The organism is Polynucleobacter parvulilacunae, assembly GCF_018881715.1.
GTDB classification, from domain to species: domain Bacteria; phylum Pseudomonadota; class Gammaproteobacteria; order Burkholderiales; family Burkholderiaceae; genus Polynucleobacter; species Polynucleobacter parvulilacunae.
This window is the reverse complement of sequence record NZ_JACVPW010000001.1, coordinates 487,312-500,527: the sequence shown is the minus strand read 5'-3', so window position 1 is coordinate 500,527 and position 13,216 is coordinate 487,312. Positions and strand designations below refer to the sequence as shown.

The following is a 13,216-nucleotide window of genomic DNA, read 5'->3' as shown; positions in this document are numbered from 1 at the left end:
TTCATAGGGAAACACATGACTTCAACTACCAGTGGCCAGATCAATGTAAATGCGCCAGCGTATGTAAAAAACAAGCGTTTAATTGAGTGGGTTGGCGAAGTTGCCGCCCTGACTAAGCCTGATGCCATTCGTTGGTGTGATGGTTCACAGGCTGAGTACGATGAGCTTTGCGAGTTATTGGTGAAGGCGGGCGTATTCAAGCGCCTCAACCCAGCAAAGCGTAAAAACTCATTCTTGGCCCTATCTGATCCAGATGATGTGGCACGCGTTGAAGACCGCACTTATATCTGCTCCGCCAAACAAGAAGATGCTGGCCCAACCAACAATTGGGTTGAGCCAAAAGAAATGCGCGCTACGCTTCAACCATTGTTTGATGGATCAATGCGCGGTAGAACTATGTATGTTGTGCCGTTTTCCATGGGCCCTATTGGTTCCCCAATCGCGCATATTGGCGTTGAGTTGTCCGATAGCCCATATGTTGCGATCAATATGCGCTTGATGACTCGCATGGGTAGGGCGGTTATTGATCAGCTTGGTGCTGATGGCGAATTTGTTCCTTGTGTTCATACAGTTGGTAAGCCTTTGAACCCAGGCGAAAAGGACATGGCTTGGCCAAATAACAAAACCAAATATATCGTTCACTATCCAGAAACTCGTGAAATTTGGTCATTTGGTTCTGGTTACGGCGGCAATGCATTGTTGGGTAAAAAATGTTTTGCCTTGCGCATTGCTTCTAACATGGGCCGCGAGCAAGGATGGCTCGCAGAGCATATGTTGATCTTGGGTGTTACCTCACCTGAAGGGAAAAAATATCACGTAGCTGCAGCGTTCCCGTCAGCTTGCGGCAAAACCAACTTCTCCATGATGATTCCACCAGCAGGATTTGACGGCTGGAAGGTAACAACTATTGGCGACGACATTGCATGGATTAAGCCACGCAAAGATGCTGTCACAGGCAAAACCCGTTTGTTCGCGATTAACCCGGAGTCTGGTTACTTCGGCGTTGCTCCCGGAACAAACCGTCAAACAAATCCAAATTGCATTGACTCATTAAATGAAGATGTGATCTTTACAAACGTTGGTTTGACTGATGATGGTGATGTTTGGTGGGAAGGTTTGACAGAAACACCGCCAGCACATTTGATCGATTGGCAAGGCAAGGATTGGACTCCGGCTGATGGCGCTGCAGGTCGCAAAGCCGCTCATGCAAACTCCCGTTTCACAATGGCAGCCACAAACAACCCAGCTGTTGATCCTAAGTGGGATGATCCAGAAGGCGTTCCAATCGATGCATTCTTGTTCGGCGGTCGTCGTTCAACCACCGTACCTCTCGTTAGCGAAGCGCGTGATTGGGTAGAAGGTGTGTATATGGCCGCAACGATGGGCTCTGAAACCACTGCTGCTATTACAGGTCAAGTTGGCGTTGTGCGTCGTGACCCATTTGCAATGATTGCATTTGCTGGTTACAACATGAGCGACTACTTCCAGCATTGGCTCAATATTGGCAAGAAGCTTGAAGCTGAAGGCGCTGTATTGCCTAAGATTTATTGTGTGAACTGGTTCCGTAAAGGCGACGATGGCAAGTTTGTTTGGCCTGGATACGGCGAAAACATGCGCGTTCTGGCATGGATCTTGGGTCGTGCAGACGGCACCGCAAAAGGTGTTGAAACCGTATTTGGTATTTCACCAGAGCACGGTGATATGAATTGGAAGGGCTTAGACTTTTCACTTGAGAAGTTCGAGAAAGTTATTACCGCCAAGGTGGATGACTGGAAAAACGAACTCAAGCTACACACAGAGTTGTTTGAGCACCTTGGTGAGCGCTTGCCGAAGGAATTGGCTGAGATGCGTACCAAGATTGAAAAACGCTTGAACGCCTAAGCTTTCAGCGGCACCAATATCTATCTAGATTTATTTAAATGATCAAACCCCAACACCATGAAATAGTGGTGATTGGGGCAGGCATTTGCGGCGCAACCATTGCAAATGAATTGCTCGAGCGCGGCAAAGCAGTCTGTATTGTCGACGCAGCTCCTTCACCCGCCACGGCTTGTTCAAGCCACGCTTATGCGATTGCCCATCCCCATATTGGCAAAGGCTCTCCTCGTTTATTGCGTCTAACGCGCATTGCTTTTTTACTCGCCGAAGCTCGCTGGAAAAATGTTTGGCACCAGCATGGGATATTTCAGCCGACCAAAAAAGATAAAAATTTCGATCGCGCTGAAATGACAGAGCATCTTCGCTCTTTAGGCCTTGATCAAGATATGGCAATTGTTTTGGATGCTCAAGAAGCTGCAAAAATTTGTGGAGTTGAGCAAAGCGGTGTTTGGCTGCCACGCGGCGCCGGCTTAAATTTGCTCGAAACAAGTAAACGGTTGTTGCAAGAACATCGGCAATTAACTTGTCTGTGGAATACGCGGGTTGCACGCCTAGAAGAGCGTGAGAATCAGTGGTATTTATTCGATGATGCAAATCAAATCATTGTTACTACAAATAAGCTTGTAGTGGCCTGTGCCATCGAGGCTAAGGCTTTGATGAGCACCGTTGGCATTCGTTTGCCCTTAAGGCCAGTAAGGGGCCAGCTTAGTATTTTCAAAGTCAAAGAAGGCGATGCTTGGGTCAGCAAGTTGCCCAGGGTTGGTATTTCTGGTGATGGTTACTGTTTGCCCGCTGCAAGGCTTGATGACGGGAGCCATCAATGGATTGTGGGCTCTAGTTTTGATGAGGGCGAAGATGATTTGTCGCCAAGAGGGGCGAGTGATGATTTCAATCGTGAACAAGCCAAAGGTTTGGTGAATTATCCAGAAGCAGATCTTCGCGCATTAATAAAGGCGAGTGAATTTGTTGGTGTGCGCTGTGTTGCCGGGGATCGTTTGCCAATCATCGGCGCGCTCACTCAACGCCCAGGAATATTTTTAGCAATAGCCTTAGGCTCAAGAGGAATCTTGTGGTCCGCTCTAGCGGCCAAGCTTATTACTGCTCAGCTACTAGAGGATGACTTTGCTTTGCTTGCACGCTTTGGCTTTGCAGCAGACTTGGTTGCAGCACTGGCCCCAGCACGCTTCTTCGCGGGCGCTTTGGCTGCGCCCTCAGCTTTAGGCGCTTTGGCTTCAAATTCAAAGCCAATTTTGCCAGCCGAATCTAAGGCCAAATAGGCTTTAAAGCCACGCCCAGTGCGGTTCGACTTAAAGTTGGTGAGCAGATCTGTTTTACCTTCCTTCAGCAACTTCTGAACCTGCTCCGCAGAAACTTCTTGCTGCAGCACTACCTTCCCAGTTTTGAAATCACAGGTCTTGTTAGGCCCAGTATTCTTTTCGCAAACATAACGCATCCCATCTTCATAAACTGCGCCAGAGCACTTTGGGCAAACGCCTAGAGCTTGGCGACCCGTGAAATCAACCTCTTCAGTTTCGTCATCTTGCGCGTTGCCAAAATCAAACTCGAGCTTAAAGCCAGCATTTGGATAATCTTTATCGTCTTCTGGAATTTCACTTAACTTAATGATTGCTGCAAACGGGCGACCCATTTTGCTGCGGAATCCCTGCAATGGTCCGATGGTTTTTTCACGCAACAACTCTTCAACCTCAGGGTATTCAAAAGCACGTCCACCAGGTGTTTTGCTAATGGTGAAGCCACACTTTTCACAGGCAAAACGGCGATAGTTCTCTTTGACCGGACCCTTACAGTGCGGGCACGGCGTGGTCATAGTGGCGTAGTCGCCCGGAATAGTGTCGCTGTCGTATTCTTTGGCGCGCTTCACGATGCGCTGAGTCATCTGCGCAATCTCTTGCATGAAGGTATCGCGATTCATCTTGCCCTGTTCGATGAGTGATAGCTTATTTTCCCAGCTACCAGTTAAATCAGGGCGAGTTAATTCTTCTACATCTAAGCCACGTAACAAAGTCATTAACTGAAAAGCTTTTGCAGTTGGAATCAATTCGCGTGCTTCACGCACCATATATTTTTCAGCAAGCAAGCCTTCAATAATGGCGGCGCGCGTTGCAGGAGTTCCCAGGCCCTTTTCAGCCATTGCTTCACGCATCTCATCGTCATCAACCCACTTGCCGGCGCTTTCCATTGCAGACAGTAAAGTTGCCTCGGTATAGCGAGCTGGCGGCTTAGTTTTTAAAGGCACGGCAGCAATAGATTCTGTTTGTACTGCTTCGCCCTCTTGAACTGGGACCAGCTCATCATCCGCTTGATTGGATTTGCCGTAAACCGTTAGCCAGCCTGGGTTTACAAGCACGCGACCCTCAGTTTTGAAGTGGTGCCCAGAGACCTCGGTGATGCGTGTAGTGACGCGGAATTCTGCAGCTGGATAAAATACCGCCAAGAAACGACGGACAACCAAATCGTAAAGTTTGGCTTCAGGCTCACTTAAATTCTTAGGCGTCTCTAATGTTGGAATGATCGCAAAGTGATCAGAAATTTTAGAGTTATCAAAAATTCGCTTATTTGGCTTAACCCAGCCGTAACCCGCTTTAGCTTTCGGATCCTTCGGATCACCTTGCAAGATTTGTTTAGCAAAAGCGCGGTAGTCTTGCGAATTTTCAGCAAGGTTCTCCATGGTTTGTTTAACAGTATCGAGATAGTCCTCAGGAAGTGCTTTTGCATCAGTACGCGGATACGTTAATACTTTGTGGCGCTCATATAAAGCTTGAGCAAGACCCAAAGTATTCTTTGCAGAGAAACCAAAGCGCGCGTTTGCTTCGCGTTGTAAGCTCGTTAAATCAAATAGCTGTGGGGCAAGCTGGGTAGCAGGCTTAGCCTCTTCAGTGACGCTTGCTTTTTTACCGCGACAGGCTGCCACAATGCTTTGCGCCGCCGCCTCACTCCACAAGCGGTTCTCACGTGCATCAGGTTCTGCAACATCTTTTTTAAATTTCGGCTCAAACCAGCGCCCTTCATACACGCCAGCTGCAGCGATAAATTCCGCTTTTACTTCCCAATAATCTTTGGAGATGAACTTACGAATCAGCTCTTCACGCTCAACAACAATGGAGAGTGTTGGTGTCTGCACGCGACCAACAGTTGTTAAGAAAAATCCACCACTCTTACTATTAAAAGCAGTCATTGCACGCGTGCCATTAATACCGACCAGCCAGTCTGCTTCTGAGCGGCAACGGGCTGCATCAGCAAGCGGCTTCATATCGTCATCTGAGCGCAGGTTAGTAAAGCCTTCGCGAATTGCTGCTGGCGTCATCGATTGCAGCCATAAGCGTTTAATCGATTGCGATGCTTTTGCATGTTGCGCGATTAAGCGGAAAATCAATTCACCCTCACGCCCGGCGTCACAGGCGTTAATCAGTGCAGTGACATCTTTGCGCTTAATGAGTTTTTGTAAGACCTTGAGGCGCGACTCTGTTTTTGCAATCGGACGCAAGTCAAAATAAGGAGGCACTACTGGCAAATTGGCAAAAGACCATTTGCCGCGTTTTACGTCAAACTCTTCGGGGGCAGCAATTTCTAATAAATGGCCAACTGCGGAAGAGATTAAGAATTCATCGCTCTCAAAATAATCTTCATATTTAGTAAAGCCGCCCAGGGCTTTAGCAATGTCATTGGCAACAGAAGGCTTCTCTGCAATGATGAGCGCCTTAGGGTGGTCCCCGGCGGTAGTCTTGGAGCTGCTTTTTTTGGTAGTTGCTTTAGTTGCCACGCGTTTTGCCTAAATTTGAGCTAGAAATGATGTTTTTCGGGGTAAAACGGACGATCAATTTAAACCAAAATTGACCATAGCCAACTGCATACCCCTTTTTTATTATTAACCGATAAATTAGGAAAAGTCCAAAACACCCTATTTTTGGTCTCTTTTGATTAGATCTAAATTTAGAATTTTTAGGCAAAAAGCCACTTTTAGGGCATTAAAAGAGGGTTTTTTGCTAAAAATGAAGCTCCTCAAGAACGTCATCCGGTCTGAAGGCTAGTTTTGCCCCTTGTTGAATCAGCAGGTGGCAACCAGCAGAATTGTCGTTATAGATGGGCCCAGGAAGGGCAAAAACCTCTCTTCCTAGGTCTGCAGCTAGGCGTGCAGTGATGAGGGAGCCAGACTTTTCGGCTGCCTCTACCACTACTACACCAAGGGCTAGGGCCGCAATAATGCGATTTCGCCTGGGAAAGTGAAATGCTTTTGGTCTCACCCCCAATTCAAACTCAGAGATTAAGAGCCCTTGTTGGCTAATGGCATGGGATAGCCCAATATTTTGGCGTGGGTAGACGATATCTACCCCGGTGCCCAATACCGCTGCAGTAGGATGTTTGGACCCCAGCTCAAGAGTGGCCTGGTGGGCGGCGCTATCCACCCCCCTTGCTAGGCCAGACAGTATTAGCGAGCCTGCTTTTGATAGTGCTTGCGCAAAGAGGCGTGCGTTTTCTAAGCCCTCTAGGCTAGCGTTTCTTGAGCCTACGATGGCAATCATGGGCATCTTCAGAAGTCTGATATCGCCATATATATAGAGCGTTGCTGGAGGATCATACAAATCGTAGAGTCGGGGTGGGTAATCTGGACTCCCACGATGAATTTGAAGGGCGGGGATTGCTGCGCGCATTGTTTTCATAATCCAATTTTGTTCTTTAGGGGAATTGCAACAATCAGGACAGACTGATAGCTCTGTTGGATAATTCTTATATGGCTTTATTAACCGTCCTTTGCTACCCAGACCCCCGCCTGCACAAGGTTGCTAAACCTGTGGCGCAGGTTGATGCTCGTATTAAAAAAATTGTTGCCGATATGGCAGACACGATGTACGAGGCGCCAGGTGTCGGCTTAGCGGCAACCCAGGTGGATATTCATGAGCGTATTGTGGTGATTGATGTATCTGATGAGCAAAACGAACTGATGGTTTTTATCAATCCAGAAATCGTTTGGACAAGCGAGGAAACCAAATCTTGGCGTGAGGGTTGTTTATCTGTTCCAGAGTTTTATGACGAGGTTGAAAGGCCTGCGGAGATCCGCGTGAAAGCCCTAGATGTTGACGGCAAAGAATTTGAAATCGAAGCCGATGGTTTATTGGCCGTTTGTTTGCAGCACGAGCTAGATCATTTGCAAGGAAAAGTATTCGTTGAATATTTGTCGATATTGAAGCGAACCCGTATCTCACAAAAAATGAAGAAGCGCGCTAAAGAATTAGTAGGTCAGCGCTAAGCGCCCCAATGAAAATTGTTTTTGCTGGAACTCCTGAGTTTGCCGCGCAAGCGATGCACGCGATTTACGATGCCGGTCATGAAATTGTTTTGGCCTTAACGCAGCCCGATCGTCGTGCTGGTAGGGGCATGCACCTGCAAGCAAGCCCGGTTAAAGAGTTTGCCTTGCAACACCATATTCCAGTGTTACAACCTGAGACATTAAGGCGCGCAAGCACTGACTCGCAAAAGCAGGCTCAAGCACAAGCAGCTTATGAGCATTTGTCATCAATTGAGTTTGATGCCATGGTGGTGGTTGCTTATGGCCTGATCCTGCCGCAAGAAATTTTGGATATTAGCGAGATGTCAGGTAGACATGGCAGTTTTAATATTCATGCTTCATTACTGCCGCGTTGGCGAGGTGCAGCACCAATTCAGCGAGCGATTGAGTCGGGAGATCTCAAGACAGGTGTTTGCATTATGCAAATGGATGTTGGCTTAGATACTGGAGATACCGTTTTAATAGCGGACCTTGAGATTGCTCGCGATGAAACTAGTACAAGCTTGCATGATCGGTTAGCGCTGCTCGGCTCAAAATTGATTGTTGATGTTTTAAATCAATTACAGCAAAGTAAAGATGTAAAACGAGTGCCACAAGAAAAAGAAGGCATTACTTACGCTGAAAAAATACTGAAGAGCGAAGCCGAAATTGACTGGACCCTAAGCGCTAAAGAAATTGATCAACGCATTCGTGCCTTCAATCCATTTCCAGGCGCAAGCAGCAATCTCAATGGCCTGGCCATGAAATTTTGGAACTCAAGACCTGTAGATGGCCAGGCCATAAGCCCTGCCGGCAGCCCGGGCGACGTTCTGGGGTTTGGCAATGATGGCGTATATATTCAATGTGGCGAAGGAATTATTGAGATTTTGGAAATGCAAAAACCTGGCGGTAAAAAAATAGATGCCAAAACATGCATTCAGTCGATTAGCGAGAAACAGTTGCACTTTCAATCAAAGGAGTAGAAATGTTTAATTTTGCAAAGACTGCTGTTTTGATGGCAGCGATTACTGCGCTATTTATTGTGGTTGGTGGCATGCTGGGTGGAGAGCAAGGCATGTTAATGGCGTTGCTCATGGCGGTTGGCATGAACTTCTTTAGCTATTGGTTTTCTGACACCATGGTGCTGAAGATGACGAATGCGCAACAGGTTGATGAAAGATCGGCGCCACAGTTTTATGGCCTAGTAAAAGAGTTGTCGGAGAAAGCCGGCTTGCCAATGCCCAAAGTCTTTTTGATTAACGAAGATGCTCCCAATGCTTTTGCAACCGGGCGTAATCCAGACAACGCCTCAGTTGCAGCAACCACAGGCATTCTGAAAATTCTCTCTAATCGTGAATTACGTGGTGTGATGGCCCATGAGCTGGCTCATGTTCGTCATCGGGATATTTTGATTTCCACTGTTGCTGCCACGATGGCTGGAGCGATTTCGGCATTGGCCAACTTTGCCATGTTCTTTGGTGGACGTGACTCTGAAGGCAGACCCAATAATCCCATCGCCAGCTTAATGGTCGCAATCTTGGCACCAATTGCAGCAAGCTTGATTCAGATGAGCATTTCTCGCGCAAGAGAGTACGAGGCCGATCGCGGTGGTGCAGAAATCAGCGCAGACCCTGAGGCGCTTGCGCACGCATTGGAAAAGATTCACAGCTATGCTCAAGGCATTCCATTTCAAGCGGTTGAACAGCACCCCGAAACTGCGCAGATGATGATTCTCAATCCTTTGAGTGCTGGCGGCCTTGCACAACTTTTTTCAACCCACCCGCCTACTGAAGAGCGCGTGGCACGCCTAATGAGTATGGCAAAAAACGGGGCATATCCCGGAGCAAATTAATTTGACTGATCAAAAAACACCCCGCAGTCTCCCGCTTTCTGAAGCAATCACTATTGCTGCACAAGCGATAAGCGAGGTCATGAGTGGAAGATCGCTTACGGAAGTTCTGGATCAGCTCGAAGCACATGAGCGCCCAATCGTGCAGAGTTTAAGTTTTGACGCTCTTCGTAAATGGGTGCGCTCTCACGAGTTGATTAAGCAATTTATTCCAAAGACACCTCCCCCAGAAGTAGATCATTTGTTAAGTGTTGCGATTGCTTTATTTTTGCAAGATGCCGCTGAGAGTAAAGGCTATCCAGCCCACACCATTGTTGATCAGGCGGTTAAGGCGTGTGGTGAATATGATGAAACTATGTATGCCAAAGGTTTGGTGAATGCAGTCCTACGCAAGGTGAGTCTATTAGTTCAGCCGCCTGAGGGTGAAAAATGTTATCCACCTGACCCAATTCCAATGTATGTGCCCGCCTGGTGGCGCGCAAATCTCAAGCGCAATTACTCCAAAGCATGGCAATCCATTTTGTTTCAACAAGCCAAGCGTGCGCCATTAATTTTGCGCGTAAACCAAAAGCAATACACGCGCGAACAATACCAATCCCTATTGTCTGAGGTCGGAATTTCATCAAGGCCAATCAATGAGTTGGCGGGAATTCAATTGCCTTTAGCACTTCTATTGCCTGAGGCGGTGCCCGTATCGGATCTCCCGGGTTTTTATACAGGCGCCGTTTCTGTACAGGATGCTGGAGCGCAGTTAGCGGCAATCCTATTAAATCCCCAGGAGGGGGAGTTGGTTCTTGATGCTTGTGCTGCCCCCGGCGGAAAAACAGCGCATCTATTAGAGCTGGCAGATTGTTCAATGCGCGCCCTTGAGCTAGATGGCGAACGGATTGGAAAAATTGGTGGCAATTTAGATCGTCTTCGTTTGCATTCTGACAAGGTGAAGGTGCTGCGTGGTGATGCATCAAAAGCAGCTTGGTGGGATGGCATTCATTTTGACAAGATTCTGCTCGATGCACCTTGTTCAGCTTCGGGAATCGTGTCCCGCCATCCAGACATCCCATTTCTCAGGCGAGAGGCAGATATTAGAGCCCTGCAAGAAAGACAGCGCGCAATTTTGAATCAAGCGTGGAAGATGCTCAAAGCGGGAGGTACGCTTTTATACGTCACTTGCTCCATATTCCCCGAGGAGGGCGATGATCAGGCCAGTTGGTTTGCTGAGCAACATGCTGATGCGGTACGATTAGCCGCTCCAGGCCAGATTTTGCCTGGCGAGTTAAATGACGGTTTTTACTATGCTTTGTTTAAGAAAAATGGGCCATGAGCCGAAGCATTAAACAATTTCTCTTTTTGTTCATGATGGTATTGAGCGTGTTTTCATCAGCCGTCAGTGCAGAAGGCATCAAGATTAAATCCTTTGAGTTAGAGAAGGCGGATAACGACTGGCTTCTTAATGCCACCTTTCAGATTGAGCTATCGCCAGGATTAGAAGACGCAGTGCAAAAGGGCGTGGTTTTGTATTTTCAAACCGAGTTCGACTTAACGCGCTCACGTTGGTATTGGTTTGACGAAAAATCTGCTCTTGTACAACGACAAGCTCGCTTGTCTTATCAGCCCCTCACACAGCAGTATCGAATTGCTTCAGAAGGATTTACTTTTTCTGCCAAAACTATTTCTGAGGCACTGCAAGCGGTCGGCAGTATTGGTGGATGGCGCGTGATGGATAACGCACAATTAGATCCCAGTAGGTCTTATACCGCAGCACTGCGTATGACACTAGACCTGAGCAAACTACCAAAACCATTCCAGGTAAATGCACTTAATAACCGCGACTGGAATGTGTCGAGCGATTGGTATCGCTTTCCATTTTCCTCCAACGGACCCAATCTGATTAAACGATGAGACCGATAACAGCCATGTTGGATCCGGGTTTTTTTACATCCAAAGCTTGGAGTAAAAAAATAATTCCGATCACGATTGGGGTCATCGGCGCATTTGCTTTGTTGCTATTGGTTTTGCTGGCAATTGCCTCATCCAATACAGAATTTTTTGATAACTACTTTATCTGGCTATACGCCGCCAATGTAGTGATCGGAATTTGCTTAACTTTAGTCATCTTAACTTTGGTGGCCGTGATTGCGGTGCGATGGTATCGAGGACATTTTGGTACCCGTTTGATTGCAAAGCTCGCAATGATTTTTGCATTAGTTGGCATTGTTCCGGGCTTAATTTTGTATGGCGTTTCTTTGCAGTTCGTATCGCGCAGTATCGAAACCTGGTTTGACGTCAAAGTAGAGACAGCGCTTAATTCGGGTTTAGAGTTGGGTCGCGTTACCTTGCGCGTAGCCCAAGAAGAGATTCTGGGTGAAGGCAACTTTATTGCTGAACAGATAGTGCAGATGCCCTCGGGTACGAGTACAGAGCAGGTTGCTACTGCAGTTATGAAGATTCGCAATCAATTTGGCATTCAAGAAGTTAGCCTCTTCAATATGCAGCGCAATTTAATTTTTACTAGCGAAGTAAAGCCTAAAAAATATTTTCCCGTCCCCAGTGCCGACGTAGTTGCTGAAGCATTTAAAAAGAAGGGGACAACTTTTTTAGATCAAATTGAAGTTGAGGGTGGTCAGCGCGGATATCGAATTAGGGCGATTATCCCAATTGTTCGCAAAAAGACTGTCAATAGCAAAGCTGACTCCGGAAAAGATGGCGATGATAAGTATTTTTTACAATTAGTGCGCTACATCCCAACTCCATTAGCTAAGAATATTTTTGCGGTGGAATCTGCGTATAGTGAATATCAAGAAAAAGCTCTAGGACGAACCGGTCTGCGCAAGATGTTCGTGGGAACGCTGACACTGACCCTTTTCTTTGCGGTATTTGTGGCGATTACCTTAGCCCTCATGTTGGGTAGGCAGCTCGCTAGGCCTCTCTTAATGTTGTTAAGGGGCACCCAAGCGGTTGCTCAGGGTGACTTGTCGCCCAAGCCTGAACTTGATACTGGTGACGAGCTCGGCATGCTAACGCGGCAATTTAATGTCATGACCAGGCAGCTGGCTGACACCCGCACCTCTTTACAAGAATCCAAAGCCTTCTTAGAGCGCGTATTGGGCAGCCTTACTGCAGGCGTATGCATTTTTGATAAAAACTACAACATTGTTTCTAGTAATGCGGGCGCAGACAGAATTTTTGCTAAAGATCTTACCCTGCTGGATGGGAAGCCCCTCAGCAGCAACCCTGCTCTCATAGAGTTTGAAGAAGCCATTAAAGAAGGCTTTTCAACTATGAAGCTTGCAGTGCTTGGTGAGGGTGGTGTAGAGCAAAAAACTGCTCCAACTAGCGCGCCAGTTTGGCAAAAGCAAATTCAATTGCATAGCGCGAACGAGTTTGAAAATGACTTGGGCGTTACTCTCTTTGTCCGTGGCACTGAGCTTACGGGGGATTTGCGCATGGTGGTCTTTGATGACATCACAGATGTAGTGAGCGCACAAAGATCGATTGCATGGAGTGAGGTTGCACGTCGCCTTGCCCATGAAATTAAAAATCCTCTGACGCCAATACAGCTTTCAGCTGAAAGACTGCAACATAAGCTTGCTGGTAAGTTGAGCCCAGAGCAGGAAGAGATGATTAACCGTAGTACCGAAACCATTATTGGGCAGGTGCAGGCCATGAAAGAAATGGTCAATGACTTTAGGGATTTTGCAAAGACACCAACACCACAACTAAAACCGGTTTCTATTAATACGCTTACCTCTGAAATTTTGGGTCTTTATGAGGGCAGTCCCTTGCGCACTCAATTAGATCCAAATTGCCCAGAAATCATGGGTGATCCAACGCAGTTAAGACAGGTTATCCATAACTTGTTACAAAACGCCCAAGATTCGACTTTAGAGGGCCCTAATCCCGGCAGCCCGGTAGAGGTTAAAACAGAGTTAGTGCCTTATGGTGAGCGCAATGGGCAAGCTCAAAATGCAGTGCGATTAACAATAAGTGATGGCGGAGTTGGATTTCCAGCTAAGATATTGGCAAGAGCCTTTGAACCTTACGTAACAACAAAGAGCAAAGGTACGGGATTGGGTTTGGCGGTAGTCAAGAAAATTATTGATGATCACTCTGCCAAAATTGAAATTCGAAACCGTATGCAGGGCGAAGAAGTGGTTGGTGCGCAAGTATCAATATTGTTTATGAATCTAGCAAAAGAGGCAGCCTAA

At 47.1% G+C, this 13,216-nt stretch carries 9 protein-coding genes and 1 pseudogene; 8 read left to right on the top strand and 2 right to left on the bottom strand.

Translation table 11 applies throughout. The features are described 5' to 3' along the window. Nucleotides 1-15: 15 nt before the first annotated feature. Together ICN18_RS02600 and mnmC1 are read left to right on the top strand one after the other, a co-directional pair. Nucleotides 16-1,881, top strand: a complete 1,866-nt coding sequence (locus ICN18_RS02600; RefSeq protein WP_216188988.1) for a phosphoenolpyruvate carboxykinase (GTP) — start codon at nucleotides 16-18, stop codon at nucleotides 1,879-1,881. 38 nt (nucleotides 1,882-1,919) lie between these two features. Beyond that, a pseudogene (gene mnmC1 / locus ICN18_RS10425) lies at nucleotides 1,920-3,011 on the top strand (FAD-dependent 5-carboxymethylaminomethyl-2-thiouridine(34) oxidoreductase MnmC1); the annotation flags it as partial. On the opposite strand, the gene ICN18_RS02595 reads toward mnmC1, so the two are convergent. Beyond that, nucleotides 2,981-5,659: a DNA topoisomerase III gene (locus tag ICN18_RS02595; protein ID WP_216188987.1), complete on the bottom strand. Its 2,679-nt coding sequence runs from the start codon at nucleotides 5,657-5,659 to the stop codon at nucleotides 2,981-2,983. The pseudogene mnmC1 and the gene ICN18_RS02595 overlap by 31 nt on opposite strands. 223 nt (nucleotides 5,660-5,882) lie before the next feature. Beyond that, a complete protein-coding gene (gene dprA / locus ICN18_RS02590; protein ID WP_216188986.1) occupies nucleotides 5,883-6,557 on the bottom strand; it encodes a DNA-processing protein DprA in 675 nt (224 codons plus the stop codon). Between the two features lie 71 nt (nucleotides 6,558-6,628). Between dprA and def the strand changes: the two genes are divergently transcribed. From def to ICN18_RS02560, 6 genes are read left to right on the top strand one after another with little or no spacing between them, the layout of a single operon-like run. Next, the gene (gene def / locus ICN18_RS02585) at nucleotides 6,629-7,144 is read left to right on the top strand and encodes a peptide deformylase (protein WP_216188985.1); all 516 of its coding nucleotides are present in this window, start codon (nucleotides 6,629-6,631) and stop codon (nucleotides 7,142-7,144) included. Between the two features lie 8 nt (nucleotides 7,145-7,152). Then, the gene (gene fmt / locus ICN18_RS02580; RefSeq protein WP_216188984.1) at nucleotides 7,153-8,145 is read left to right on the top strand and encodes a methionyl-tRNA formyltransferase; all 993 of its coding nucleotides are present in this window, start codon (nucleotides 7,153-7,155) and stop codon (nucleotides 8,143-8,145) included. 2 nt (nucleotides 8,146-8,147) lie between these two features. Then, a complete protein-coding gene (gene htpX / locus ICN18_RS02575; RefSeq protein WP_216188983.1) occupies nucleotides 8,148-9,014 on the top strand; it encodes a zinc metalloprotease HtpX in 867 nt (288 codons plus the stop codon). Between the two features lies 1 nt (nucleotide 9,015). After that, on the top strand, nucleotides 9,016-10,332 hold the full coding sequence (rsmB, locus tag ICN18_RS02570) for a 16S rRNA (cytosine(967)-C(5))-methyltransferase RsmB (RefSeq protein ID WP_216188982.1): 1,317 nt from the start codon (nucleotides 9,016-9,018) through the stop codon (nucleotides 10,330-10,332). Continuing rightward, on the top strand, nucleotides 10,329-10,910 hold the full coding sequence (locus ICN18_RS02565; protein ID WP_255532045.1) for a DUF4390 domain-containing protein: 582 nt from the start codon (nucleotides 10,329-10,331) through the stop codon (nucleotides 10,908-10,910). The genes rsmB and ICN18_RS02565 overlap by 4 nt, the downstream gene beginning before the upstream one ends. Then, nucleotides 10,907-13,216 (top strand): sensor histidine kinase, encoded by a 2,310-nt coding sequence (locus ICN18_RS02560; protein ID WP_216188981.1) that lies wholly within the window; start codon nucleotides 10,907-10,909, stop codon nucleotides 13,214-13,216. The genes ICN18_RS02565 and ICN18_RS02560 overlap by 4 nt, the downstream gene beginning before the upstream one ends.